The sequence below is a fragment of the Paenibacillus amylolyticus genome (genome assembly GCF_051136285.1).
In the GTDB taxonomy this organism is placed as follows: Bacteria; Bacillota; Bacilli; order Paenibacillales; family Paenibacillaceae; genus Paenibacillus; species Paenibacillus amylolyticus_F.
Genome location: NZ_CP194938.1, coordinates 2,341,329 through 2,368,054 on the forward strand (window position 1 = coordinate 2,341,329; position 26,726 = coordinate 2,368,054).

General features: G+C 48.2%; 31 protein-coding genes. 1 reads left to right on the forward strand and 30 read right to left on the reverse strand.

What is annotated here, in order from left to right; all coding sequences use genetic code 11:
* Positions 1-7: 7 nt before the first annotated feature.
* The 22 genes from ACR8BL_RS10425 to ACR8BL_RS10530 form a co-directional block, all read right to left on the reverse strand.
* A complete protein-coding gene (locus ACR8BL_RS10425) occupies positions 8-136 on the reverse strand; it encodes a hypothetical protein (protein ID WP_434752547.1) in 129 nt (42 codons plus the stop codon).
* 50 nt (positions 137-186) lie between these two features.
* Complete coding sequence (locus ACR8BL_RS10430) at positions 187-609, reverse strand: phage tail assembly chaperone (RefSeq protein ID WP_221787790.1); 423 nt, start codon at positions 607-609, stop codon at positions 187-189.
* A gap of 228 nt (positions 610-837) precedes the next feature.
* A complete protein-coding gene (locus ACR8BL_RS10435) occupies positions 838-1,296 on the reverse strand; it encodes a phage tail tube protein (protein ID WP_434752548.1) in 459 nt (152 codons plus the stop codon).
* 1 nt (position 1,297) lies between these two features.
* Entirely contained in the window at positions 1,298-2,614 is a 1,317-nt protein-coding gene (locus tag ACR8BL_RS10440) for a phage tail sheath family protein (protein WP_434752549.1), read from the reverse strand.
* Positions 2,614-2,856: a hypothetical protein gene (locus ACR8BL_RS10445; RefSeq protein ID WP_434752550.1), complete on the reverse strand. Its 243-nt coding sequence runs from the start codon at positions 2,854-2,856 to the stop codon at positions 2,614-2,616. The genes ACR8BL_RS10440 and ACR8BL_RS10445 overlap by 1 nt, the downstream gene beginning before the upstream one ends.
* 30 nt (positions 2,857-2,886) lie before the next feature.
* Positions 2,887-3,306 (reverse strand): phage tail terminator family protein, encoded by a 420-nt coding sequence (locus ACR8BL_RS10450; RefSeq protein WP_434756665.1) that lies wholly within the window; start codon positions 3,304-3,306, stop codon positions 2,887-2,889.
* Between the two features lie 128 nt (positions 3,307-3,434).
* Positions 3,435-3,785, reverse strand: coding sequence for a hypothetical protein (locus tag ACR8BL_RS10455; RefSeq protein WP_434752552.1), 351 nt, complete (start codon positions 3,783-3,785; stop codon positions 3,435-3,437).
* An 18-nt stretch (positions 3,786-3,803) separates the two neighbouring features.
* Entirely contained in the window at positions 3,804-5,435 is a 1,632-nt protein-coding gene (locus ACR8BL_RS10460; RefSeq protein WP_434752553.1) for a tail fiber protein, read from the reverse strand.
* Positions 5,435-6,010: a YmfQ family protein gene (locus tag ACR8BL_RS10465; RefSeq protein ID WP_434752554.1), complete on the reverse strand. Its 576-nt coding sequence runs from the start codon at positions 6,008-6,010 to the stop codon at positions 5,435-5,437. Before ACR8BL_RS10465 ends, ACR8BL_RS10460 begins: the two co-directional genes overlap by 1 nt.
* Positions 6,003-7,142 carry a baseplate J/gp47 family protein gene (locus tag ACR8BL_RS10470; protein WP_434752555.1) on the reverse strand — a complete coding sequence of 380 codons (1,140 nt, stop codon included), beginning with the start codon at positions 7,140-7,142 and terminating at the stop codon, positions 6,003-6,005. The genes ACR8BL_RS10465 and ACR8BL_RS10470 overlap by 8 nt, the downstream gene beginning before the upstream one ends.
* A gap of 4 nt (positions 7,143-7,146) precedes the next feature.
* Entirely contained in the window at positions 7,147-7,602 is a 456-nt protein-coding gene (locus ACR8BL_RS10475) for a DUF2634 domain-containing protein (RefSeq protein ID WP_434752556.1), read from the reverse strand.
* The gene (locus ACR8BL_RS10480; RefSeq protein WP_434752557.1) at positions 7,595-8,005 is read right to left on the reverse strand and encodes a hypothetical protein; all 411 of its coding nucleotides are present in this window, start codon (positions 8,003-8,005) and stop codon (positions 7,595-7,597) included. The genes ACR8BL_RS10475 and ACR8BL_RS10480 overlap by 8 nt, the downstream gene beginning before the upstream one ends.
* A complete protein-coding gene (locus ACR8BL_RS10485; protein ID WP_434752558.1) occupies positions 7,998-8,987 on the reverse strand; it encodes an XkdQ/YqbQ family protein in 990 nt (329 codons plus the stop codon). The genes ACR8BL_RS10480 and ACR8BL_RS10485 overlap by 8 nt, the downstream gene beginning before the upstream one ends.
* A complete protein-coding gene (locus ACR8BL_RS10490; RefSeq protein WP_434753074.1) occupies positions 8,984-9,616 on the reverse strand; it encodes a LysM peptidoglycan-binding domain-containing protein in 633 nt (210 codons plus the stop codon). The genes ACR8BL_RS10485 and ACR8BL_RS10490 overlap by 4 nt, the downstream gene beginning before the upstream one ends.
* A 56-nt stretch (positions 9,617-9,672) precedes the next feature.
* Positions 9,673-11,463 (reverse strand): hypothetical protein, encoded by a 1,791-nt coding sequence (locus ACR8BL_RS10495; RefSeq protein ID WP_434752559.1) that lies wholly within the window; start codon positions 11,461-11,463, stop codon positions 9,673-9,675.
* A gap of 25 nt (positions 11,464-11,488) precedes the next feature.
* Positions 11,489-11,632, reverse strand: a complete 144-nt coding sequence (locus ACR8BL_RS10500) for a hypothetical protein (protein WP_434758350.1) — start codon at positions 11,630-11,632, stop codon at positions 11,489-11,491.
* A 14-nt stretch (positions 11,633-11,646) separates the two neighbouring features.
* Positions 11,647-12,081 (reverse strand): phage tail assembly chaperone, encoded by a 435-nt coding sequence (locus ACR8BL_RS10505; RefSeq protein WP_293202845.1) that lies wholly within the window; start codon positions 12,079-12,081, stop codon positions 11,647-11,649.
* 224 nt (positions 12,082-12,305) lie between these two features.
* The gene (ltrA, locus tag ACR8BL_RS10510; RefSeq protein WP_434749086.1) at positions 12,306-13,607 is read right to left on the reverse strand and encodes a group II intron reverse transcriptase/maturase; all 1,302 of its coding nucleotides are present in this window, start codon (positions 13,605-13,607) and stop codon (positions 12,306-12,308) included.
* Between the two features lie 608 nt (positions 13,608-14,215).
* Complete coding sequence (locus tag ACR8BL_RS10515) at positions 14,216-14,623, reverse strand: phage tail tube protein (RefSeq protein ID WP_434752560.1); 408 nt, start codon at positions 14,621-14,623, stop codon at positions 14,216-14,218.
* A 71-nt stretch (positions 14,624-14,694) separates the two neighbouring features.
* On the reverse strand, positions 14,695-16,158 hold the full coding sequence (locus ACR8BL_RS10520) for a phage tail sheath subtilisin-like domain-containing protein (RefSeq protein WP_434752561.1): 1,464 nt from the start codon (positions 16,156-16,158) through the stop codon (positions 14,695-14,697).
* The gene (locus ACR8BL_RS10525; protein ID WP_434756666.1) at positions 16,158-16,346 is read right to left on the reverse strand and encodes a hypothetical protein; all 189 of its coding nucleotides are present in this window, start codon (positions 16,344-16,346) and stop codon (positions 16,158-16,160) included. Before ACR8BL_RS10525 ends, ACR8BL_RS10520 begins: the two co-directional genes overlap by 1 nt.
* Before the next feature lie 158 nt (positions 16,347-16,504).
* Entirely contained in the window at positions 16,505-17,494 is a 990-nt protein-coding gene (locus ACR8BL_RS10530; RefSeq protein ID WP_434752563.1) for a hypothetical protein, read from the reverse strand.
* A 361-nt stretch (positions 17,495-17,855) separates the two neighbouring features.
* On the opposite strand from ACR8BL_RS10530, the gene ACR8BL_RS10535 reads away from it, so the two are divergent.
* Complete coding sequence (locus ACR8BL_RS10535; protein WP_434752564.1) at positions 17,856-18,332, forward strand: hypothetical protein; 477 nt, start codon at positions 17,856-17,858, stop codon at positions 18,330-18,332.
* 95 nt (positions 18,333-18,427) lie between these two features.
* Here the strand turns inward: ACR8BL_RS10535 and ACR8BL_RS10540 are convergent, their stop codons facing one another.
* The 8 genes from ACR8BL_RS10540 to ACR8BL_RS10575 form a co-directional block, all read right to left on the reverse strand.
* The gene (locus ACR8BL_RS10540; protein WP_434752565.1) at positions 18,428-20,131 is read right to left on the reverse strand and encodes a DUF4127 family protein; all 1,704 of its coding nucleotides are present in this window, start codon (positions 20,129-20,131) and stop codon (positions 18,428-18,430) included.
* A gap of 377 nt (positions 20,132-20,508) precedes the next feature.
* Positions 20,509-21,468 carry a hypothetical protein gene (locus ACR8BL_RS10545; RefSeq protein WP_434752566.1) on the reverse strand — a complete coding sequence of 320 codons (960 nt, stop codon included), beginning with the start codon at positions 21,466-21,468 and terminating at the stop codon, positions 20,509-20,511.
* A 141-nt stretch (positions 21,469-21,609) separates the two neighbouring features.
* A complete protein-coding gene (locus tag ACR8BL_RS10550; protein ID WP_434752567.1) occupies positions 21,610-22,320 on the reverse strand; it encodes a VOC family protein in 711 nt (236 codons plus the stop codon).
* Positions 22,317-22,775, reverse strand: coding sequence for a VOC family protein (locus tag ACR8BL_RS10555; RefSeq protein ID WP_434752568.1), 459 nt, complete (start codon positions 22,773-22,775; stop codon positions 22,317-22,319). Before ACR8BL_RS10555 ends, ACR8BL_RS10550 begins: the two co-directional genes overlap by 4 nt.
* A 77-nt stretch (positions 22,776-22,852) precedes the next feature.
* On the reverse strand, positions 22,853-23,422 hold the full coding sequence (locus ACR8BL_RS10560; protein WP_434752569.1) for an NADPH-dependent FMN reductase: 570 nt from the start codon (positions 23,420-23,422) through the stop codon (positions 22,853-22,855).
* Positions 23,423-23,650: 228 nt separating this feature from the next.
* Positions 23,651-24,397 carry a response regulator gene (locus ACR8BL_RS10565; RefSeq protein ID WP_434752570.1) on the reverse strand — a complete coding sequence of 249 codons (747 nt, stop codon included), beginning with the start codon at positions 24,395-24,397 and terminating at the stop codon, positions 23,651-23,653.
* 22 nt (positions 24,398-24,419) lie between these two features.
* On the reverse strand, positions 24,420-26,096 hold the full coding sequence (locus tag ACR8BL_RS10570; RefSeq protein ID WP_434752571.1) for a GAF domain-containing sensor histidine kinase: 1,677 nt from the start codon (positions 26,094-26,096) through the stop codon (positions 24,420-24,422).
* A gap of 95 nt (positions 26,097-26,191) precedes the next feature.
* On the reverse strand, positions 26,192-26,674 hold the full coding sequence (locus ACR8BL_RS10575; RefSeq protein ID WP_434753075.1) for an ArpU family phage packaging/lysis transcriptional regulator: 483 nt from the start codon (positions 26,672-26,674) through the stop codon (positions 26,192-26,194).
* Positions 26,675-26,726 lie beyond the last annotated feature (52 nt).

Genomic DNA, 26,726 nt, shown 5'->3' on the forward strand with positions numbered 1-26,726 from the left:
TTCTCCATTATTTCTTCCGAGTGCGGCTTCTCGCCCGCTCTTTCTTCTCTTCCTCCACCCGGACCTGAATCATTGCATAGATCGCTGCCCGTTCTCGCATCGAGAAAGCCATGAGCTTATGCGGCAAAATCTTCAATTCATGGAGAGCGTAATAAGCCAGATTGGCTTCGGAATCGCCCTCTTTGATTAGTTTTTTACGTCATCCACCAGTTCATTCATGTCTTGGTTGAAGCCGTTCAGCTTCTGTACCTGTTCACCGAGCGAGGCAAATTCACCAGGCAACAGCATTTTGCGCAAAAGCGACTCTGCACCCATCACATTATAGGAGCGCTGAAGTTCGGTATTTTTCAAATCCGGGTATACCACGCTTGCCGTCATCAGACGAGCCATGTAATCATTGGCATCAATGTCAGGAGTGTAGACACCATTCTTGCCCTTGATTTTGCGGGTAGCTGCCTTGCGGCATTCCTGGTTCTCGTCCTCGGTCATGCTGCGCAATTTCCAGGCGACCGGTGCCCCTTTGTCATCTTTGAAACGAGGAGAGACGATAAATTCCTCCGTTGTATCTGCTACCGCATTTTGTGCAAAAAACATACTCAATCCACTCATGTTTAGTTCCTCCTCTTAAGTTGGGGCTCCCCGCCGCATAGAGCAGCGAAGAGCATTGATATTGGGTTATTTAACAAGCAAAGCTCGGTATGTTCGGAGCGACTGCCTGGAAAATTTGGACACGCCAAATAGCCCGTAACACAGGCAAGTTGGACTGATTTCTTTTACAAAACCAATACTCGATTATTTATTATTTATCTTGGTTTACGTGCTACTCGCATATATCGCTTACTTCGGAAAATTAAAGGATACAGACATATCTACATCTTCAAACGTAAAGCTCACTTCTTCTTCCAGCGCCTCCGCCTCGGTATCCAGCGATGCCATGATTACACTGTCCAGATTAACACCTTTGAGGGTCACGGTCTGTTTACCAACGGTAGACGACGGATCTTCGTTAGTTACTTCAATGTCGAAGTAGGTGTCCACGCCATTTTGCATGTACTGAAGCATCAGCTCACGGAAACGGGAAGTGGTGTAGAAAATCGTCATGGAGCCTGACCCAGACCAGCCAGTAGCTTTGTGCTGCACGCCACGGCGACCCAAGGTTTTAACCTCTGCTTTTTGCTTCTCCACCGTTGCTTCGAGTGTCTTCACGTAAAACATTTCTTCCGTCTGTCCATTAATGGTTGCGTATGCGCGGCCCTCTTGACCGGAGATCGTGTCGCTTGCTTTCAAAAATGCCATCTTAAACCACCTTCACTTTCATGTATACTTTTTCAACGGAATCCACAGGTTGTACCTGCACTTCGATCAAAATACTGTCGGTTTCATTGCCCGGAAGCACAGTAATATCGGTTTTGGAATCAAAGTTTTGAATTGCTCCAATGTCTTGAAGCTGCTTCAAATACGTTACACATTGCGAGCGGAACAGACTGCGTCCATCCTCATTGTTGTTTACTTTGCCGATGTAATAGGATTCGAAAATACGTTTCATATCATTAGCGATACCATCCAGAACACGAACCACACGGTTTTTGGCAAAATGACGTGCCTTGTCCGGTGTCACCGAACGGAATGTGTTTACATCCTGCTCAACCAACGCACAGTTGCTGCTCGCTGTGAATACAAACTCGCCGTTGCGCAATGCTGCCTCTGTCTCGGTATGGGTCAACCGTCCGTTTACATCCACAGCATCGTCATACGCACGGAAGGTTAGAGATTCGTTCAGATTAGCCCCTGCGGTAGCACCGGCAGTCCACGCAACAGTTTGTTTCGGTGTAAGCGCGGTACCGTCCGCAAGCACAACGCCATTTTTTACACTAATGACACCTTCATGATCTGCGGCTGGATAGTTGGAAAGCACCAGTTGTACCTTCTTGCCCTCAATATCGCGCAGACGCTTGATATATGCAGTGTAAACAGACTTCAGTGTTGCATCATCCGAGATCAGACCAACCGTGTTAAAATCAAGTACTTCCAGTTTGCTCAGGAAATCGGCATGCTCCTGGTTCGTAGATGTACCATCATTTCCGCCTGTTAGCGGAAGAGCAGCCGTATTCGTAAGCGTGCCTTCGCCAGTGAAGGTGATAAATGCATTGGCTTGTAGCTGCTCCGTAGTGGATACCGTCTGTTTGTGCACTTCTTTGCCAGCGAGCAAAGTAGATACATCAAATTGTTCTGGCTCATTCATATTTGCGGAAATGACAATGGCCAAATCGTTCCCTCGTACACCGCCATGCTGAGCAGTTACCGTAAGAGTGTCCAATGTGGCTTTGGCCTTCGTTCCTGCATTAAGACGATATAAAAGTAAGGTCTGTGCACGTTTCAACGCTTCACGAATCAGCAGCAGTTGTGGTGCTGTCCAGTCATAACCGAGTTTCGCCTGTACATCATCACCTGCCTGTACCGTCAAGATTGTACCTGCTTGTCCCCAAGACATTGGAAGTGCCAAAGCCACCGTTCCCCGCTCTCCCACTGTACCGGGCAATGCGCCCTCTGATGCGAAATTCATATATACGCCAGGGCGTACCTTATTTTGAGTTGTCCATGTTCCTCCAGCCATTATTGTGCCTCCCCATTCATAAATTGTTGGATATGTTGCTGTGCGTCTTGCACGGTGTACGTTTTCTCTTCCGATAGAACGGCTGCCAAAATATCTTTCTCCAACCGACTGAACTGCCGGGCTTCGGCAAACTGTGCTTTGTTGTACTTGGTATCGTTATGCTGTTGTTCTGTTTTTTCATGGTTCTTTCGATCGGTTTCTTTCTTGGTAAACATCGTAAACGCGCCTCCTATTCCTTTCATGATAAGTCCTCCTTAATTAAGTTCATCCTGCTATGTTGACTTCAGCGCAGTTGGCCGTTGTTCCAGCATTTGCATTGGACCGGAGGACTCCGACACTTTGGTGGTTCGCATCGTGTAATACACCCATAGTTTCGGTATCTCGCCCCACGTTTTCCATCGCAGCTCCGTTGCTCGATAGGGCGTACCTTCCACTTCAATCGTTTCCAGTGCTTCAAAGAGCTTGTCTGGAAGGTCTTCCGGTATGTTGTTCCCATCCAGCCACCGAATCTCATAGATGTGAGACTGCACGAATCGATCACTGCGTTCACGAGTGAGTTTGGCAGCTAGTAGGCGGTAGGTTACACCTTGGCTTTCTGGAGGAACTGCGCCTGTCACAGGATGGATGGGGATGTTGGGGAGGTGGTGTGATAGTGCTGTTGCGATGGCGTTGGTAAGTTGAGTTGTGGTCATGGTTCACCTCCTTTTTTAGGGATAGGTAAAGAATAGCTTTTATAAAATTTGAATAGCTTCCTGCTCCGTTATTGATTCAATCTATATTTTGATTAAGTGCTATTATTGAATCAACCAGTATCGTAAACCTACACTACCTCGCTTTTCATTTTCAGATCCATAATTAGTATTTTCAATTCATTAATTTCATCCAAAAGCAATGAATTCTTATAATCTGCCTCGTCTGCACGTTTCATCAGATTAGAAATAGCTATCTCTGGGTTAAGAGAGTCTAAAGATTCAGGCAACTCATCATATTGATAGAAAAAACCATTCCCTTCTGTGTACATTGCAGTAGGAACTTTGCGTTCTAAATTTTCGGGTTGTGGAATTTCTTTCATCTCTACAAACATATAATCATCCGTATTTTCTGGAACTTGCGCATCTGTAAAGTTTTGAACTATCACAACGTTAGTCTCTTTATTAACCATGATATACATATCACTTTTCTCCTTTTACTATGGTTTTTGAAGGTAGGTTCGGTTATTCCAAACTTTATTGCTTGAATAGTTGTGCGAAACAAGTGTAGCAGGGGTATCGATCCACTTATTAACAAACAATGCGTACATACCAGTGAAATTGTAAGCAGTTTCTGTGAAATACATTTTTATCGATCTACTTCGAGACCATTTAGTTGTATATATAGCGTAGCTAGAGTTGCCTTGAGCACGTGCAACAAACATATATAATGCCCCGGACTTGTCTGAAGTCATACACCCTCTACCGTCGCCAGAAATTTGCATAGGTGTTGTTGAACTGTACGCATTTTGTGTTTCAATCAATATACCTGTATCTGCATTAATAACACAGATAAAATTGTAATTTCCTCTCTGATTCGCAAAAACTACTTTTTTCCCGTTATAGTTAGTACTCAAATTGACCTCATTAAATGAATATAGTGTTGAAGGTGATGCATAGGTCCATACTTGATTTCCGTTTGGATCTAGTTTTTTCACAGTCCCGTTACTTCCAGTTCGCATTTCTGCAATGTATATGTCGCCTGTTTTGATATCTAGTTCAATATTACTTATTGGAGATCTGTAACCATTTGTTATGGAATACGTCCACTTAACTCTTCCAGTGTTCCCATCAATCTTGATGACGTTATAACCATTGTCTACCCGATTCGTTAGCCCTCCTATATAAATATTTCCACTATCATCAATTTTAACAAATCTATATAATGGATCATTTACATCGTAACGAATAGCAGTACTAATGTCTAAAGACGTTATTGTTCTTAATAAGGCACCTGTTGTAGCATTATAAATCTGTAAATCTAAATTAGAATTAGAATCTGTAATGGAAGGATTATATAATGCCGCAACAAGATTTGCTGTTGAATTTGCACTACAACATAAAAACCTACCACCAGTAGTATTTGCAGCTACTTGCCACACTGTTGTAAGACTAACAAGTGAAAATTTAACTAGATAATAATTGGAGTTTAAATACCCTATACTATAATAAGATTCATCTTCAGTTATATCTCCGTAATCCAACATTCCCCAATTTGGAACGTTGTTCCATGAAAACACTGGAGTTATTGCTTCCGTTGGAATGTAACTGTTATAACTCACCATGTTATTTCTTAAATTAGCTATAATATCTTTGAAGCTTTGGTTTGTCGTGACCGCTCCACCAATAGCGTTAATAGCGGCCACTAAATCCACTTTGACATTAACGCCAGATTGAAAAAGTTCATTAATTGCTCCAACAATATTTCCTTTTACATTTGTCTGAAGATTCGATAACGCGCCCATCAGAGTGTCAGAATACATTTTTGCTTCGGACACCGCATGATTAGTCTTAACATTTAATTCCTGTGCGACTTCCCTAACCGCCTTCTCCGTCGCCGCCACCGTCTCCGATGTTCCGTCTGTCTTGTTCGACAACTGCACCTTCCCTTTTTGCGTCAAGGAAGCATCGGGGATATCCATCTTGCTCACGGCTTCGAGAAGCGTATCCAAATCCGCTTGTGTTGCAACGCCTGCGTCAATCTTTTCAAAAACCCTATTAATACTCTCTCGGGTCACATTCTCGTTCCCCAAAGGAAGAGGCAATTTCAGTCGATTTGTTTCTTTTGGCATTACGCCCACACCTCCAGTTCATTCCACGTCAGTGACGCGGCATCGAGTTCATCCCATGTCAACTGTTTGTTGTCCAGATCGTCCCAGACCAGATAACGGAATTTATATTCCACGGCCATATGGGCCGGTTTTAGTTCATCAATGGCTCGTTTCAGATCATCGATATTCGGTGGAATGCCCATCGTATCCACAAAACTCACCGTAAAACGCCAAGCTTCCGGATGAAACGTGACATCCACCTTGCCACCGGCGTACGCCTCAGCAACATTGGCAACCTGCCTGCCCGAAAACTTGCCTGCCCCGCGCAGCTTGGCTTCAACGACCGAGCGCCGCTGTTCCACAGGTTTGAGACGATCCGTCTCAATGCCAAGCTCCTGCTCCCAGAAGTCCAGTCCCCACGTCGCTGTACGGACAAAAAACTGCTCCAATGTCTCGTCCAGCGTCCGATACAGCAGATCCATCTCAGCACCTTTGGCCTGCATATCGGCTTGCATCACACGTGAAGTCTCATAATACGGAGGCAAATACGAGAACAGCTCCCGGCCTTTCTCACTGGTCAGTCCAATACTACTCATGCACATCCACCGTCCCCAGCACAGCCACCTGGCTGGCGGTCATCTCGATATTCTGATCGCTTATACCGTTCACGGTCAGCTCCGAATAGTCGATAATCGGCGGGATGTCCAGCAGAATCGCGGCAATACGTGTGTAGCGCACAAGTGGGTCAGCAAAAGCGAGCTGCTTCAAATACGCGGTCACCCCGCGTTCGATTAATGCCCGGACATCCGCCAGCGTGGCATCACTTGCCAGCGTCAGCTTCACCTGGATGTTCATCGGCACTTCCTCTGCCGGCATCACTGTCACTACAGGTCCAGCCGGGGCAACACCTTCGCCCTGTCCATCCTGCGTTGGATCTACGTACTTTTGCACCGCTGCCACCAGATCGGAGCCCGCCGCACGCTTGTCAGTATCGAGTAGATACAGTCCAACTGTGCCCGGCCCCTGCCATAGCGGAATTACACGCGTCGCCCCAACGCCCGGCACTTCACTGGCCCATTGCACATACTGTGCCTTGTTGCCGCTTGTTCCCTGGTTGCGAACTTTGGCATAAAAGCGCTCCAGCAGCGCGGTATCCGCTTCAATGTCCGCACCGCCCTTGATAACGTCAATGTTCACAACAGACGTCACGCCGCTTACAGGTGTAGACAGCACGGTTAACGTGCCTGCGGGTACATTGCTCTCTTTTCCAGCCACAAGCGCACGTACACCTACACTCCCCAGACCATCCTCATCCAGCTCCACTCGGCCCACCGTTTCATATTCCAGCGATGATTCACCAGATACCTCATCTGCGAGCGTAGCTACAACCGCACCTGCTGGCACGACTTTCCCCGGCATCCCCGTGAATTTCACGGTGCCTTGTGCTGCCACTGCTGCCCGGCGTGTAATGCCATGTTCCCCTGCCCGCAAATCCAGTTCCTCCGAACGAAAATTCGGATCACGGCTCGCCGCAGTACTGGCAAACCCGCGCCGCAGCAGCTCCTGCGCCCAAAGTGCCGCCTCGGACAGCATAAAAGCTACCGGAGCTTCCGCATCCCACAAAAACGAACCTTCCGACTTGTCCAGATCCGCGGGCAGACGATCCAGCATACGCTGCATAATCTGTTCCTCCGTCTGGTCCTCCAAATAACGTGGAATCTCAGCCATCCCGTCAGATCACCTCACTTTCCAGAATAAACATCTCATCCTGCACACTCATCACCCGGCACGTAAATACACACTGCTCCTGGTCCCAATCAAACGTAAACTGGTCCACCGCATCCGTACGCGGATCAGCCAGCAGCGTTTCCGTCACCATCCGGGCAATCTCACTTTCCATCACACCGCGGCTATCCCCCTGACCGACCAGATCCTCCAGCTCCGAACCGTAGTCCCGAGAATAGATCACATGTCTGTACCGCGGAGTTTTTACCGCTTTGATACACCACTGCACCCACGCTTCATGCGCATCTGCCGTAGCCACTTTGCCACTGGGTGTCAGCACAAAATCACCAGCATCATAGTCATAGCGCCAGCTTCGCCCAAAACGCAGTTCTTCCGAGGCCGTACCCGACAGATCCTCTTCATCTCCCCAGACCATACCCGTTTCCGGAAACAAACTAGGCATTCACACTCACCACCTTACACAGCACCACAATATCGTTCCCGCCATTCACCCGCATCGCCAGCACGCGATCCCCAGCTTTCAAGCCTTTGCCCAACGACCAGACCGCTTCTTCCACTTCCCCTTTTTGCAAAAGAAACCGTCCCGTGCCCGTCGTGCCTCCGTTTGCCACGTCAGATATCCCGGAAATCGCGCCAGTTATCTCGCGCTCCGGTAAATTTAATGTCCCAGGCAGCTCGGCCACGAGATAGTCCTGCACTTCGTGCTTGAAGTCGTCCAGCTTCACACCGGACGCCGTGATCGTACCCAGCACCGCGCCCAGACCGCTCACAGCCTGACGGGAATGTGTGCTCATCGCTCCCTGCATCACATCGGCAAAATGCCCGTACGGATCGTCTTTATTCAAGGTAAAACCTCCTCTTCACCAGCTCCGCCGTGCCCAGCTCCAGCGTCATCGTACCTGGTCCGGCTGACAAATCACGGCTAACCGACATCACGATCAGCTTCAAACCTTTCAGCGTGACCGCATCTCCGGCGCGAATCGTATTGATATCCGGAGTCGAGATCGTAAACGTCTCCTGAATACCTGTCAGCTTGCTTTTTGCCAGCTTCTTGGCGGCGGCGGCTGTTTTTACCTGATCGTCCTCGATCAGTTTTTGCAGTGTGCCTAACTGCTCCGTATCCCCCTGCTCAATCGCCAGCACTTTCGAAGGCACCTCTTTGCCACTACCACCGGAGTCAGACGCTGCCATCACCTTTACTTTCGTGACTGCGCCTTCGAGTGTACGCATCTGCGTCAGATCGATTAGCCGATCCAGCGCATGTACCTTCGTATTGCTGCCTATCTTGAACAATTGCAGCCCACCAGGCGTCATCCGCGGATGATACATATCCCCCCCGGATTTGGCCGTTTCTTTCAGATCGGCAAATATCATCGCAAATATCGTCTGCGACCGATACACCGCCTTCCCCAGCTTGGTCTTGATCTCCGGGAGAGCAGCCAGAGGAATTTTCCATTCCTTGGCGTACGCTTTGAGCCGTTGCACTGCCGTCTGATCCTTGGGAAACAGGAATTCGTCCTCTGATTTTTCGAGATAAATCATTCGGTCGTAAACCGTGAGGGACAAACGCTTGGTGCCGCTGTTGGAGCTTTCTGCTTCCCAAATGACTGCTGGATGCAGCAGATGTACCATCGATTTTTCGCCAAAAGGAACCCCACTGATCCGCACCGCCATCCCTGGTGCAATCGCAGGAAGACCGGAAGATGCAGACACTGCCAGCCTTATGTTTGCCTGATAGGCAATCTGGTCAAGCGAGTCCTTCAGCGTAATCGTCTCCACCAGCTTGGTAATGTCATGTTTGTCATCGACAATGACCTTGTAGGTCATGGCATCACCAGCTTTTGTCCCGGCTTGATCCGGTTTGGATCACTGCCGATGATTTTCGCGTTGAGCTTGTAAATCTCGTTCCATTTGGAACTGTTTCCAAGCTCCAGCTTGGCTATTTTGGACAGGGAATCCCCGGCTTTGACGGTGTATGTCTTGCTACTTTTTTTCAGATCGGTACGAGAACCGGACTTGCTCGCAGCAGCACGTGAACCGACCTTCTCCACTTTGGAATCCCGCCAGGTTCGCAGGGTCAGGTCGAAATAAATATCTCCCGTCTCCCCGCCGCGAAAGCTTGAGTTAAGCGAGACAAGAAATACAGGAACGTTCACTCCAGTTTCGGAGATGATGAAACGCAGGGGCTTTTTGGAGATGAGGAAGGTGTTAAGCACATTCATCGCCACACGTGGATCCATGAAAGATTTTTCATCCATACAATAAGTCGGATCATATCGTTTCGGAAAAAAAGAAGAGAAGGTGATTTCCTTCACCTTCTCCCCTTGTGCAAAATCAAACTCGCCATACTCCAACATATTGACCGTTTCATATCCCTTGGATCTGGAAATGTTAACTTCTTCAGGGTTCACCGGGAATTGAAACGGAGTGTTGCCATCCTTTAACGTAAATGACATCTGGTTAGGACCAACTTTATCTTCAAGTACTGACATATCTGCGGCCTCCTTTCTGCTTAGGCCATAATCGTTTTGCGATTTTGCATCGCGCGGCGGAGTTCATTAGAGATCCGTTGCCCTACCTGATGAGAAACGGCGTCATAATCAATTGCGTTCTCCCGAACGGTCACTTGTACCGTGCCTGGTGCAATATTCACAGCGATCTGGTTGGTCGTTTCCGTTTTGAAATCCTTAAGATAACCCGCCAGACTCCCCATCTGTTCTTCGGATATGTGCACCGTAAGTGGCGATGCTTTTCCACTGGATTGCCCTGCCTGATTCAGCGCCGTTGCCTGAGATTGCATTATGCTTGGTCCTGTAAGCCCCGCACTCGTCGGTGAACCAAATCGATTGTTCATGTAGGCTTCTGGCCCGGTGATCGATAGAACTGACGGCCTGTATGATGGCGGCATCTGCGGTGCTGCAGGTACGGAAGGGGTTGAAGCGACGGTTGCAGCCGGAGTGGTCTGTTTTTCTTTGTTCGAGCCAAAACCGAAGAAATTCGAAAATCCTTCCGTGAGACTCTTGGTTTTCTCAGAGACGAAATCAGCAGCACCCGATAGTGCGCTACCTAATCCTTCCGATGCGTTGGATACAAAATTGCCGATATCCTTGGCTTTATCTCCAATCCAGCCTCCTACTTCACCGCCAGCCCAACCTCCTACTGCCCCGCCAATATAAGTACCGATTCCTGGCAAAATGAAACTGCCAATGGCGCTACCAATCGCCGTACCCGCCGTTCCGCCGATCATAGAACCGACTGCCCGGCCTCTTTCCTCGGCAGGTGCACTCGCGATATTCGCCACATCCGCCAGCATGCTGATTGGGCCCAGCAATCTCTTGGCCCCTTTGGCAAGACCACCGCCCAACTTGCCTAACATGCCATCACCTGAGAAAAGGTTTGACATCCCCATGGGTGAAGAGGACATGAGTCCAGAAACTAAATTGGATCTTCTGCCGCCGCCAATTCGCCGGTTTCGGTTTCTCTCCATATCCAACGATTCTCGGAATGTTCGGTCTGACGTATCTGTAATGATCTCCGTTGCTTTCGGAGTTGGTACAGATGCAGGAATCGATGCTCTGGAATTCCCACCTCTTCGGCCTCTTCCACCGGCCACTCTGCGAGTAGCTGTATTTTGAGAAGTTTCTCCCCCTGCACTGGAGCTGGAACGAATTCGACGATTGCGTTTTGTACCCTCTGCAGCTTCTGTACTCGCACTTGGATTAGCAGCTTTGTTCTTTTTATCTTTTCGACCAGCCCACCATTCTTTCACTTTCTTACCCTTACCGAATAAATCGGTAGCATTGTTAGCTATATTCAACCATGTATCGAGTCTTGACTCTATCTTGTCGAATAAGCTCTTATCCTCTTCTTTAGCCACATTATTAATCGTTGTATTGGTATTGTTACTCCCAATCACAACGGACATGGAAGAGGCACTCGCCGGAGTCATTTTCCCCATCGCCACTTCAACCTTTTGCTTCACCTCGACCGACACCGTTCCAGAAGCCTTCACTAACTGATTGCGGAAGCTGTTTAGTTTGATCAATGCACGATCCAAAGCCGGACTTAGCTGATCATCCAATCCAATTCTCGGGGTGATTCGCAATCGACTCAAACGTACTGCAGTGCTATAGATGCTCTCCAGTCTGCGCCCGGTCATTCTCAACTCATTATTAACTTTGATCAGGCCTTGATAACGAACCCGGTTTAAGCGATCCGTAGAGCGTTGAATCTGATCGAGATAACGGAGTGTGGTCTTCATTTGTGTGTTCGATTGAGATAACCCCATAATTAATTCTGCCATTTGTTTCACCTCCTGCCTGTTTCGCTTAACGACTCATTTGAGCGGTTAATGCTGCCATTTCCTCTTCCGAGAACGCAAGTAACAACGAGCGCTCGCCGCGTGGCAAAGACCAGAACTCTCCGGGACGAAGATGATGACGCACCCACATATGATACAAGAACGTGGTCATCCCGCCGGAGTGAATCAGTTTTTTAGGTCTTCAATCTCCACACCGAAGCCAGACAGTTCAAGCACTTTATCACCAACGGCATCCAGTTCACCAGCCAGCAACATACGGCGCACCGCTTGCTCTCCACCTGACAGCTTCATACGTCCTGTGATGCGGTTATCTCCCCAACCGGACAGTTCCAGTCCGCGTACATTCATTTTCACTGTCGCCTCGGAGATCAGCAGAGCATTAAATGTTTCGGTATCCACCTTTTCCTCGGTGCGACCTTTTGTCGTTTTGCGAATGGTGCAGCGCTCACGAATCTGATCTACTTTGGAGGACGTCAATCCACGCAAGGTGAGCAGCAGATCCAGACGCTGGATACGCACATTTTCTTCTGGCAGACGTTCCGCCGCTTCAAACAACTGATCCAGAATTTGTTCTTCGGACAACTTTTCATTCATACTCATCGGTTATAATCTCCTTTTTCTCATGCATTCTTTGAAATCGATTTGCTTCCGTGTATTTCATAAATATCTCAGTAGAGTAGGAAACTGAAATTTCATCGGAGGGCGTAGACCCTCTTTTTACTTTTCCAGCTCCCCCTCATCAAACCGTACGTGAGGTTTTCCCTCATACGGCTTTCCGATGCTCTTCTTCCTGTGGCATTACGGATTTTTTTTTTTTTTTTTTTTCATCCAGCCAGTTTCTTTAGTCCTGCCAGTTCAGCCGTTGTTGCTGCCTGCCGGGACTTGCTGTGCTTATGGCGTCGGTTTCGTTTTTTGTTCCAGAACAGGGTTAGTCGTCTTCGGATATACCAGTCGATTTTATTCAGAAACTTGGTCGCAAAGACATCCAGTCCATAGTAGTTCTTCCAGCCCTGTATTTTCGGGTTGAGTTCTAGGATCATCTGGTTCATCGTCCAATACAGACGATTCCTCGGCTCGGTGATTTCTTTGACTCTTTGCCTCATGGTCTTCATCGCTTTTCTTGTTGGATAGCTGCGCAAGACATAGGCTTCTTTGTTCCCTTTCAGCTTCTTCGGTATTTTCCGGTGATGCATCCCCAGAAAGTCGAACCCTTCCTGGTCTCCCCACAGGTTCAGCACCTTTGACTTCTCCTTGTTCATCTCCAGCTCGAGTTTTCCGAACACGGCCTTCAACACGTGGATGGCCTGCATGGCTTGTTCTTTGGTTTTGCACAGGATCACCAGGTCATCGGCGTAGCGCACCAGGGTTCCGATTTCTGTACACTTCTTTTCCCAGATCGCATCCAGGTAGTTCAGGTAGATGTTCGCCAACAGCGGGCTAATGACCCCGCCCTGTGGCGATCCAATCTCGGTAGGGTACCACTGTCCATCTTTCATGAATCCTGCTTTTAGCCATTGACGAATCAGCTTTAACATCCGCTTGTCGCTGACGCGCTGCTGTACCAATTGCATCAGCTTTTCATGAGGGATGTTGTCAAAGTATCCTCGAATATCGATGTCTACCACCCAGTACACACCTTTCCTTACCGCTCGCCGGATATGGCGAATCGCATCATGCGCACTTCGCTTCGGACGAAATCCATAGGAGAACGCCTTGAAGTCTGCTTCGAATAGGGGTTCCAACACCATTTTGGCTGCCATCTGCACGACCCGATCCGCAATCACGGGGATACCCAGCGGGCGAGTCTTCCCATCTGGCTTTGGAATCTCTTTCCGTCTTGCAGGCTGGGGCTGGTAGGTTCCCGTTTTCAGCTTATTTCTCAGTTCCTCCACAAAGCGCCCGGCTCCATATGTCTGAACGATGGTGTCCAGTGTCACTCCATCGACACCACCACTCCCCCCACTCGCTTTGACCTGTTTCCATGCTTCCCAAAGAACATCCTCTCGATAAACCTTGTCATATAATGCATGAAACCGGCGCCTCGGATGCTCCTTGGCCGCCAGGTATAGTACGTTTTGAAGTTGTCGAGCTTTGACTTTGGTGTAGTTAGCCTTTTGGGCATTCACTGACTCTTACCTCCTTCAGTACATGAACAAAAGCAGGGGTCCTTCCCTTCATGAGGTTGTGTTGTCCTCATTTCCACGGTACTATGTCCCCCTCCGACTCCCTTCCCGCAGCTTCCCATTTCGCCTTTCCAGCTTATAGGTCAGCTCTTTACGAAAAAAAAAACTTCGTGCGGGGGAGGGTCTCCCTAGTTCCAGACCCAACTTTCTCCACATGCCGCTCCCCTTACACCGGAGGGTTCTTCCGCGCTGCACTTCCAAGGGCTTCACGCGTTCCATGGCCTTCGCCCAATGTCTCAGGACTCGGCTCCCTCTTGTCCTAAAAAAAAGGTTCTTTTTAACGATGCGGCAGGATTCACTTCATGTTACAGCCTGTGGATTTGCTCGCACTTCCTTACGAAGTTACTTTGTCACGGAGCTTCAACCTTAGGATTTCTCCACCAGTTGCCCGTCAGCTACGAGGCGACTTGGCTCTTACCTCGACCGGACTTTCACCGGCTAGTTGTGTCTAGCTTGGCTAGGCGCGCAGACACCAAAAGGACCGAGAAGTTCTCGGTCTGCTTCAATGTCCTTACCTGCTGTTAAAACAGCTCCATAATGCTTCCTAAAACTTAGTTCGCCACAATCGGATTCAGCAATTCAAATCCTTCAAACGTAAAACCAGTCTCTTCCGGAACTTCCTCACCTGCTGTCCAGTTTGCAAGCTGAATTTTATCCACCATACAGCCCTTGAGCCGAACGCTCTCATGTCCATATGATTCCGGGTCATCCACTTTTGAGATAATCTCAAACTTCGTGAAGCCGCGCATAATCATATCAGACGTGACCTTGTAACCTGTCATTGTACCTGTGCCTTTTTTGGCACCGTTTTTGTGAACCTTCCAGTCGTTGCCGACCAGATTCAGTTCACGTTTCTCAATCTCAACGCTGGCCTCCAGCTTGTTAATATTGGTCTGCCACACGCCATCCATATGCAACTGACCGTGGGTACCGAGAATCACTCTTGATGCATCTAACATATATATTTCCTCCTTATTTTAGAAAACTTTCTATAGCTACTTGCCTATCAATCTGGTACCAATCACTCTTCTTATTGCACGTAAAACGTACCAAACAACTGCTCCATCACATCGGTCAGCTTCACATTCCATTGCAGGAATACCTGATCTGCTTCCGGTTTCAGTACAGGTGCAGCCCCGTAATACGCGGGGTCAAGCACGACATCATATCCTTCGGCTTCAATAACATTGCTCTGTGCGAGCAACGCCAAATAGGCCTTCATCGCACCAATCAGTGCCTGACGACCTTCTTCGGTATTGTTCACCTTGCCGATGTACGTATCTTCTGCGGAACGCTGCAGATCCGTATTGATCGCATCCATGACCCGGATCGAACGGATTTTTTTCCACGCATTATTCTGTCCGGCACCAGGGGTGACAAGGGTATTCACACCACGAAGTGCTTTCACCCGGCGTCCATCGTGGAAGAAAATAAATACGCCATTCCGTACGGCCTGCTCTTGCTCAGCACGCGTCCAGCGGCGTGTTACATCATCGAACGGGGTTACTGCATATGTCGTAGATTCATTCAGGCGCTGTCCGGCAATGAGACCCGCCACGTAAGCAGACGTCTGTGCGGAGCTGTAGAAAGCATCGCCCAAACGCACCCCCGTACCCACGTTGATCACACCTTCATGGTTTAGCGTAAGGGAGCGTGCTGCTGCTTTTTGAGCTGCCGAAGTGGACGTATCGTCTGCTGTCGAGCCGCCGAATACCGCCATCACTGGTTTGCCTTCACTGCGTACCCGTTTGACCCATGCCGCAAAGCTGGCAAGCAACGCTGCATCCACTGCATGATCCAGAGCCAGAACATCGAACTGTTCCCCTTCCAGTGCACCCTGCAAAGCAATATATTCTGCATTCGTAAGCGTATCGTTGCCACTTACACCGCCCTTGAATGCCGCACCTGATACGTTCGCAACCTCGCCTGTCCCTTCTCCAATTACCTGTGCCGTGATCCAGAGGTTTTGCTCATCGGTGTTGATCTCTTTCGCAAGAGATGCTGCCGTAACATCTGTCGTCAAAAGCGCATACAGCATACGGTTGCCTTCGAACAGGCGCACTTCAAACTTCGTACTGTCAATCACTCCTGGCTTAATCGTCACATAGAATCCATTCGCGCGGTCGCCCGGATACTTCGCATTCAGCTGCAACACATCCGCATCGCTGCTGTCCTTCAACGACAGCGTAGCTGCTTTGGCAGCCGAACTTGCCACCCGATAAGCGAGCAGCTTCTTCGGTCCACCAAGCAAAGCCAGTTTCAAGGATGCATACGCCGTACCGTTATCCACTGCGTTTGCCGCAAATGTCCGTTCAATTGCCGTTTCACTGCCCACTTCCACAAACGTTCCCACTGGACCCCAGTTTGCCTTAACCGGCACAACAACCGTTCCACGACTGCCTGCCTGAATTGCTGAAGACGCTGCCGCCTGAAAATTCATATACAAACCCGGAAGGACCGGACGATTTGTTTGTTCCCAAGTTCCACCTGCCATTATTGGTTCACCTTCGCTTTCAAAAATTGGTTGATACTTGCCTGTGCTTCTTCAATGGAAAACGTCTGCTGCGCCGCTTCGTGCAGCGCACCAACCAGCACCTCTGCCTTCACGGCAAAGAGGGCTTCCGAATGATTCATCAGTTCAACCCGCGTATATTGCGGGGGAACCGGTAACTTTTTTTTCATAAAGCTTGCCATGTATTCCTCACCTCACTGTTTAACTTCAATGATACGAATATTTTTGACCTATGAATTTTTGATCCTGCAATCTATAAAATCGATGGTATTTCTACTGTAAAACGATCTGGAACGACTATTTCATGTGCATTCCTCTGGGCTTACTTTTACTGTATTGCTTTGCTATGGTGAATCTCGCGCATAAGCGGTGCATTCGTAACCGGACGACGTATCCGCTGCGTCAACGTCAGACGAATCTGCCCATTCAGATACGCATCTGCTTGTAAATCCGCTGTTACTTCATCTACCGTCACATAACGTGTATGGTTTGCATCCATGGCGTGAACCCCATCACTCTCATTTCCCACTTGAGTGATTGGGATTCGGGATTGAAGTGCTAATCGCTCGACCAGAAGGCTTACCGTCTGATCTGTCAGGCTTGTATCCTCCGTGAGAATATGCCCGATCCACTGTTTGCGCACCTCAAGCGCCGATGTTCCTGCCACTGCTGTACCGTAGCCGCTTAAACGCCACAGTACCGACGGCATCTTATACCCTCCAGGCCAGCGATCTGCATACAGTGACCAGTCCGCTCCCAGTTCGTTCCCTGTCCATTGCTGCAAGGCAGCAAGCCAAGGATCACGTGTAACACCGTTCTCAGTAGCACGATGCGGTTCGGGAACGTACACACCAAAACGTAAACTGCGTGTTACCAAACCCGATGCAATGTCGGCACGCTCACTGTCCGTGGAGCCCAGATAGAGACATGTGAAAGCTCCACCTTGCTCGTCTTCCAGCCGCACCTGATGCAAACCTGCGATCAGCAATGCTGACCAGCCCTCCACCTGCTCTGTACCCCCGTCCTCTGATCGGGCATACGGTGAAATCTTGATGATCCGCCTGTATCCTGCCCAAGCTGACTTGGGCACTTCTTCAGCAAAAGTAATCACTACGCATGGGCCAGTCAACACTTCACCCGAAGCAGGAATATCCTGCACGCGGCCTTTCCAAGCGGGTACAAAATCTGCAAGCTTCTGCTTTAACGTCTTTTTAATACGTGTGCTCAGCTTGATATCCGGTAAAGTTTTACTCGTTTCATGACTCATGGACACATTCATTTCGCCCCCTTCAGCTGCAAAAATGACTTCTGTCCCCATAGTGCAGCAACCATGCGGCCGTTCGGGATTCCCCCTTTTTACCGCGCGCCATGTGGAAACCGGATCCATGCAAGGATGACTTCACCGCATGAAAAAGACCAGCCTGATTGGCTGGTCTATACATTAGCGTATGTGCTTTCGGTGTGTCCCGCGGCAATTGATCCGATAATATAATCTTACACCCTTTTCCCCCTAACGCGGATGGTGATCCGGTTGACTTCAGCGCGAATAAAGAGGGTGCTTGGGCGGTAAAAAGACGAGACTCCTTATGTGATTTTTTTCTCATAAAGATAGACAATTACATGATAAAAATATACCATTAATAAAGTGATCGTGTTCTATAAAGAGTGGAGGCGATTGAATGAAGAAATCTGATCTATTTTACATCTGGTTGTTCATCTCAAGTTATTTGGCAGGCGTAGTTGCTTATACCTTGAGTTTATTACTACTTTATGATGAAAAAATGAGTGGTTGGGGACAACTTCTCATGTGGACTGCCCCCTCTTTTTTCACAGTAACCTTGCTATTATTTCTCTTATCCATTCTTCTATTGAAATTGATGAATAAGTACTTTCTTTGGACACAAACGCTGTTATTCGCACTTGTAGCCATTGTTCCCGTATATTCTATCCCTATTCTTTCTGGATTTTGGAACTTTACAAGCATTACTTTTCTATTTTCTCCAGAAGGAATGTTATTCTACCTATTTTTCTTTATCTCATCTCTCATGTCTTCTTATGGGGTATGGACCGCACATAAGCGTTACAGTTATAAATCATTTCTCGTACTCTCTTTTGTTGTAGTTATGTTGTTCGTCACTATAGCTGCTTGGAATTGAGAATCAGAAAGCGAGCTACCGTTCATGAGTAGCTCGCTTTATTCGTTCTCAACTTGAATTACAGTCCATTTCTTCTGTCATTCTAAAACATGATTTTAGTTCAGCCTCGCTTGCGGGCTCAGCGTAATTTCGAACGCACGTCCCCAGATGAAATCAGGGTTATTATATTCCAAAAGTGCACCGTTATAAGTGGCATACGTCAGTTGCCCGTCACAGATCTGACGAATAGCTGGATTCCCTTGCTGGAAGGCCGGTTTACTTGCCAAATCAGCAGTATGGGTCTGCATGAGATCCCGCAGCAAACTTTGCAGATGAGCATAATCTTCTTCCGAGTTGAACAGAATCATATTTTGATCTGCCAACGTTGCTACATTGGTATATAGCGCATGTGCGCGTGAATAGGTGCGAATGTCAGCAATCGCTACCGCTTTGTAACTATAATCTTTGAGGAAACGTTTGAACAACAGTGATCCGTGGGCATTCATCGCATCCCGCAGCTTATATTCATGCTTTTCCGTAGTGATCCATGCATATCTTGATTGCGCCATGCCTACGGCAAGTCCGATTTTGTTCCCTGGTGTATTCCAGGCACTGTAACCAAGCACACGTCCGGTATATGGACTGTTCAGCAATGCTTCAGCTACATCCACATTCGCAGGCCCTTTCCCCACAAAATCAATCAGGATGGACGGGAGTCCCTGCTCTCCATTAAACGCCAAACGTTCCACAGCCGCCTGCACCTGATCCAGTGCTGTAATGGCGATGATCTCCATGTCCACGGCGGAGTCAGCTGCATCCTCATTCCATACTCCACCAACAATATCGATGTGACGCACGACATTTTGGTGTACATCCATATATTCGTAAGTGTTAATAATGGTAGAACCGTGCGGGCCGTAATACTTCACGCCATACCGGGTCTTTGCCCCTCCTTTGAACAACTGATTCGCCATTCGAGCGACCAAAGCATGTCCTAAACCATCGGCATCCGGCAAAATGATCGCCCGATCCGGATTCTGACCATCCGTACCGCCCAGCCATTCATTAATGCGTGCTTCCACATACTTGATCTCGTTAATCTGAACCCCTTGGGTATTTGCATCATCCACACCCACAGCAAGGAAATCAATATAACCTGTACGAGCCAGCTGATCCAAAATGTAACGATTCGTTTTAAATTTGCGCTGTCTTGTATTGTAATATTTCTGTTTAGCGAAATAAGTGGTTTCCCCGTACTCTCCCCCTTCTGGAGAAACGTTATATCCTTGAATAATATCTTCAAACTCGGTGTAGGTCTGGCGTGGTTGTTGCATCAACGAACGGGATTCATTATATGCATCCAGTGCCAGACCATCTGCGAATGAAGTCGTCGCGAGTCGCATAATCGTGTCCATCACAAACAGCGGTTTGCGAGGATATTTTGTTTTGATACTGCGAATCACATTCAGCAAATGAGTGGTTTGCTCGTCATACGCCGGGTACGTTCCGCCACCGTCTTCTCGGAGCTGACGACTGCCAATCAGGCCGCCGTAAGCAAGCATATCCGTAGAAATAATAAAACCGTCTACCTTGGCCGCATGTTTTAGAATAAAATCATAAATCTTGGACGGGTTCCCGTAAACGGGCGTAGAAGTGCCGAGAAGTGTTGTGCCGTCAGTCGTCTTTTTTGTATCCAAACGGTTTTTGATATCCTTCAGGTTTGGTGTAACGATGTGAAGACCGGCAGCTTTCCCTTGTACAATGACGTCATCCAGATTCGCCGGACGATCATCGAGTGGAACATACAATACTGTTTTCATATCATATAGCCTCCTGTTTTTAATATTCTTCAATACCCGATCAGGGCAAGGGAACAATCACCGAAATGAAAAAAAACAGCAGTTCGCTGGCCTGTTTCTCCGCGTATGAGCTACCTTTTGCCCTCGGCTCTTCGGCTCTCTGCCCCTCCTTGCTTCTGATCCGATAATATCATCTTACCGTCTTTTCCCGCTCACGCTGACGGTGTTGCGGATGAATTACGGTGATTTGTCGTCGGTTTTATGAGAACGAAATGGTGAAAAAGCACCTGCCGCTTGGGCAAGTGCTTCATGGATTGATTGTGGATAATTTGCCATTCATGTATATGGTCTACTCCATACTTGAGATTCTATAGACGGTAATCTATGCGCTATCGAGCCTATGCAATAATATAACGGAAATTCTCCCAAATTTCAGGCATGGCCTCTCCATTTTTAGCATGATGATAGAAACTGAACGGGAATTTGAATACATGTCCCCCATACCAGTCACGGCGGCGGTGATCCGTTAGCCAGTATTCCAATTCATGCGGCAGCGCGTGAGATCGCTCAGCTCTTGTTAAGGGCAGCACATCTACAGGGGATTGCAGTGTAGCTGCCTCCTTCGTCGCATCGACATGACGGCTCAGCCGCAAAGATTTTACCATTTTGAGAAAAGGCGGAATTCCTTTATAGAACAGAGCGGAATAACCCAACTCATAAAGCATGTTCAGCGCATGTCCGTAGGTAAGCATATGACCAATCAGATCATGATGTGCTTCCGCCTGATAGATCTTGCGAAAAGCACCCAGTTCCTCCAGAATCAACTGAGACAGCTGAATGGGATGCAGGATTTCTGGGAAACCATCCGTCGTTTCCAGACTCATATGTCGAATTTCTTTTACCGTAGTATTCACCCAGGATCTGCCGGGAACTGTACGTTCAAACGACTCAATTAATTGTGCAATCTGCTCAATCTCTTCTACCGTGCCCCATCCTTCCAACTCACGAATGGCTTGGAGGCTAATGGCACCATAGATGGCTTGATGTCCCACCCAATGCAACTCTCCAATCGTACGCTCCAGTGCGTCTGCAATACGCGCTTCGGCTTCTTCCAGCGGCATACGCTCATTTGGCAGAGCCGTTTGACGGGTATGTGTCCCATGCTCGCGCAGCATCGCTTTGGCTTCGGCGGTTACGCTGCCAGCGGCAAGGGCCGTGAGACGATTTTCACGTACCCAAAAATAAGCTGCGATCGCTCCTGCCCCATAATGGGCATACCACAAGTCTCCTGTGCGTTCCCGACTGGACGCAATTGTCGCTAGCCCTTCCTCCAACAAACGTCGATCCAAGTCTGCCATCCCCCTTCAACTTATGAGAGCTTCGCTACAAGCTGGAATACCTTGATTTTCAGAAAATAAAGCGTTTACTCTACTCCTATAACATGATGAAGTTTAGACACTTATGACCTTTTGCACAATATTAATCGGGCTAAAGATAGTTTACACAGACGCTTCGATGACCAAATAACTCGGAGAGTCGCCATTATGCCCCTGAAAGCGAAGTGTGCCCACCTCACGGATTGTTGCTTCCAGCGGAAAAATCTGTGCCTTTTGATTGGAGAAAAACCAGACGCGTTCCTTCCTTACCACAATAAACAAACCGTTTCGGTCACCTACCGGAGAAAACGTATCACTTCCATTGCCCCAGCGAGATAATCCAAGCTTCTCCAGTTTTTGCACAGCAGCGGGGACGTCCTCCGATACTAACCCAATCTCACACATCTGCAAAATGTCTGCCACCGAGAATCGACTCTCACATGCATTATTTTCCCGATGATGGGCAATCAACTCTACAATATTTCCTGCCGGATCTTCAAAATACAGCGAATGCGAATCCCAATTGTTTGAGTACGTTTCATCGCGTTCTCCATCTGTACTAAGTGTCACCCGTGACGCTGCCCACTGCTTCGCTTCCTGAAACTGATTTCTCGGAATCATCCAGGCAAAATGATAGAACGGCTCTGCGACCCTCTCTCCAGCTTCGAACGCTGCGTTCCACTGCTTGAATATCATCTGGGTGCTTCCGGCCTGCACAGTAAATGCTCCTTCCGATAGATCAATATTGGACACCAACATGCCGAGCGTGTCTCCATAGAAATGGTGCAGTTCCTCCAGCTTTACGGTATAAAACAGCACCTCTTCAATAATCATAGGCCTCTCCCATGCAACTTCTCCCATTCACTCCACGGCACCAAGCCAAGCTCAGGCTTCGCCTCGTCTGGAAGTACAGCGATGAATTCAAGCAAATGACCATCCGGGTCAGTAAAATAGACAGCAACCGCAGGCATCCAGCCAAAGACATACAACTCCCCTATATCATCATCCAGAAAATTACGGGTGGCGATACCCTTGTTTTCCAGGTATTCAACCGCATGTTTCATATCTTCCAAGGATACGTGAAAAGCGAAGTGCTGGCACTGCACCTGTGCTGGCTCCTTCTCCCACAGCCCCAGCATGGCATTGCGTTCGCCGCCAATCCAGTAAAATGAGTATCCGTGTTCCGGCTGTGCATTAGCAAGAGGTACACCCAATATCTTCTCGTAAAAATGATGTGATCTTTCCAGATTGGTAACATTCAAATGTGTTTCATATATGCCTTTAATCATAATGTATTCCTTCCATTTCGTTGTCGATGGTGTTATTGATGAAACGGACGCTTAGCCACTTGTTGGTCCACGATACATTACAGTGCATTCCTTGCCGCCGTTAACGTCTGAGCCAGATTCAAAAACGATCCCAGCACTCGCTGTACCCGCTCCTCCACATCCTGACTACCTTCGTATTCTTCGTATCCATCAAACGTTGCTTCAAAACGTCTGCGCTGTGCGCCGCCAATGGATATCCATTCTGGAGCGTTAATGCCGTGCAGATTACGCACCATCGTTTGCAGTTGGGTAAGCGAGCTTACACCCACTGCTCCGCCAGCCGAGCTGATGGACAGAACCGGTTTACCACTGAAATGAGCTTGACTTAAGTGATCCAACGCATTTTTAAGCACACCGCTTATACTGCCGTGATACTCCGGTGTAGAGAGGATGATCGCATCGGCTGCAAGCATTACGGAATTCAAATTGGCCAGATTTTCGTCTGTTCCTTGTTTTTCATCCGGGGAATAGAAGGGGAGCGGCTTTTCATATAAATTAAACAAGCTGACCTGATGTCCATGACTTTTAATAATCTCCACTGCATATTCACCCAAACGTGTACTCGTTGCATTTTTACGATTGCTGCCTGTCAATATCACAATATTCATTGCATTCACTCTCCTACGTTTTAGTTGGAACCTGATAAGTTGGTATTATCCGGATTCTCTTGCCGTTTCAATTTAGACTTTTCTTATCTTTATCCTTATTTTACCTTGGATGTATCGCTGAATTCGTCAGCTAATGGACTTAACTTCCACACAAAAAAACTCAACCTTTCGGTTGAGTTCATACGACTTTAGTCTGAGTTTGTCTGAATTTGGCAGTTATACAACACTTCACAGCTCCCAGCCATTCCGTACAGCATGGAGCGCTGCCTGTGTGCGGTCTGCAAGCCCCAGCTTATCCAGCAGGTGACTGACATGTGTTTTAACTGTTTTCTCCGTAATGACGAGCCGGACCGCAATCTCCTTGTTGCTCAACCCTTGAGCGATTAGCCCAAGCACTTCCCGTTCACGCCGAGTAAGCAAATTCAAACCCGCATCAGATGATGCACTTGGTTTGCTCGTTTGCATTACCTGCTGTGCGGTCTGATCCAAACGCTCGTGAAACGCTCCCCCTTGTGGAGTGCGTTCCTCCTGCGTAACATCTGACAGCACATCCATGGACGCCATGACATGCATGAGTTGACCTGCCGCCGTCGGATGTAATTCAACTTGGCCTGAATACACATTACGAATCGCAACGGCCAAATCCTCAGGTTCGATATCTTTGAGCAGATATCCTTTCACACCTGCACGAACAGCAGGAACGACATGATCCTGATCCGAGAATGAAGTCAGCACAATGATCCGTATATTCGGCAGTAGCCTGCGCAAACGCCTCGCCGTTTCAATGCCGTCCATAACAGGCATATGAAGATCCATGAGAACAACATCCGGCTCCAGCTCCTGTGCCCGCTCCAAGGCCTCCTGTCCGTTCGATGCTTCACCGACAACCTTCATGTCCTGCTGGGTTTTCAGAAAAACATGTAGCCCCCGTCTTACCATGACATGATCGTCGGCAAGTAAAATTGTAATCGGCATCGTGATCTGTGACCTCCTGACTCTATTGCGTTTCAAACGGAAGCGGAATAACTGCCGTTACGGTTGTGCCTTTACGTGAAGAACTCCATAGTTCCAGCCTGCCCCCAAGTGATTGAGCACGCTCCCTCATAATCGACAACCCAAGTGAACTTTCAGAAGAAGATTTACGACGTTTGGCGCCGCCCTTACCTCGATCCGAGATCGTGAGCTTCGCTTCATTGTCACTGAATTCAAGCAGGATGCAAGTCGAGAACACGCCTGCATGCTTGCGGATATTGTTCAGCGCCTCCTGACCGATACGCCATAACCCTTCCTCAATAAAACGAGGTATAGCGCGCATCCCCTTACGCTCAGTGGCAACCTGAAGCCCTTGTTTTGCCCCATACTCCTGCAAGGCACTTAACAATCCAGCCTCCAGCCCGGCTGGGCGAAGCTGCATAATTAATGCACGCATTTCCTTGAGTGCTTCCTGGGATAATGCTTGTATGTCTCTCAGCACTTCTGCTGCAGGATGCACCGGTTCTGTATCGGAGAGCATACTCTCTGCACCTCTTGCCGTCAACGATAAAGAGAACAAAATCTGATTCACCGAATCATGTAAATCCCGAGCAAGCCGATTCCGTTCCTCAAGCCTGGCCAGCTCGTGCCGATGGTCTGCCAACTTCTGGCTCTCTCTGGATGCGGTGATATGCTCTGCCAAAGCCTCTAATACTTCACTGTCTGCCTTGATCAGATCCAGGGATCTTACTCTTGTACCGATAACCAGCACTCCGGGTTCCTCTGGTGCATGATATGGGAGAGGTACACCAATCCCTGATGTAAGCTCATTACATATCCGATCAAGCTTACTTTGACTGAATATTTCAACAACCTCATCGGCTGAGAACATCGATGCACGATAATGATCCACGATCCGATCCATCAGATGTGTTCCTTCCAAAGTCAGCGGTGCGTCTGCATCCTTCCAAACCTCACCATCGGCAAACATAGCCTGTACGATATATGTTCCATTTGTTTGTTGTATGAGAGCAGCGACTGGCCAGTCAAAATGTTTGCCAAGCAGCTTTGCAACTATACCTGATAACGCCGCATTCGCCTCCGTACATTCATTGACTGCGATACTTAATGCTGTACCGAAATCTCCGAGCCGGGCGTAGAGTTCAGCCCGCCGCTGCTCTGCACGATAGAGTCTCATCCGTTCCATCGCACTGCCGATCTGATAGGCTACCGCTTGTAAAAGTGCAAGCTCGCTATCGCTGAAAACCTCTTTGCCTGGTGCTGCCACATTGAGCAGTCCCAGCATTCGCTCCCCTGAGCGGAGTGGAACTGTGGCGTGATGGGTAATATCCTGTGTATCTCCCCACTTGAATTCCACCGCATCTTCGAGACGCTTGCAGTTAATGATGTTAACCGCATGCTGCAGCCTGCCATCCTTAAAACGGTTGATACACCAGCAAGTTCCCGATCGCATCGGCTCTTTATCGTTTCGTATTAAAGCCGGGGGCAGGTTATAATCTGACACACAAGTGTACTCTCCGCGTTCATCGATAAGAAAAAGCCATCCAGCTGTTAATCCGGTCAATTCCAACAGTTTTCCAACAACTGTATCCAGCATCAGGCTGAGATCGTTAGAGGTATTCAACGTTTCCGCAATGGTTTTTAGCGTTACCATATCCTGTATTTTAACCTCTTCCGGCATAGTGTCCTCCCTTCCAGATACTCCAGTCTGTAATTGTCCCAACTATTGTAACCAATCCCCCGGTGATATTAAAGCTTCAACTTATAAACGAATACTCAGCCTAACTTCTGCCGCTCTTTTCTCGTTGATGACAAAGGTTCCATATTAATCAGCCCGCGATCAGCCAAAGCCAGCGCCAATTTATAGAAAGCACGAGTGCGAATCTTGGTATAGGTATCCTTGCTCACAGGCGGATCAAAGACATGGTTGTATATTTTATAGTCAAAAACATCATCGTCTTTCATATATCGTTCATTCACCAGCACACGTTCCTTTTCACTGAGCCGGGAAACGATGTGATCGATAGTATCGCAATAAGCCTGGCGTGCACGCTGAACATCCACATTAAAAATCGCTGTTCTTGCCGTGGAATCCCCTGTGACATTAGTGCCTCCATGGAAACGTTCCGTGTAACTTGCGGTTACCAGTACCTCACGTTCTTCAAAAGCAATTGTTTTATAAATCCGATACTTCTCTAATGCAGCTTCAACAGCGGCCTGTGTTTTACGACGATCCAATTCCGGTAACATCAATTCCATATTTGCCATCGTTGCCATAGTTGTTCTCCTCCTAATGTTCGTTCATTCTATA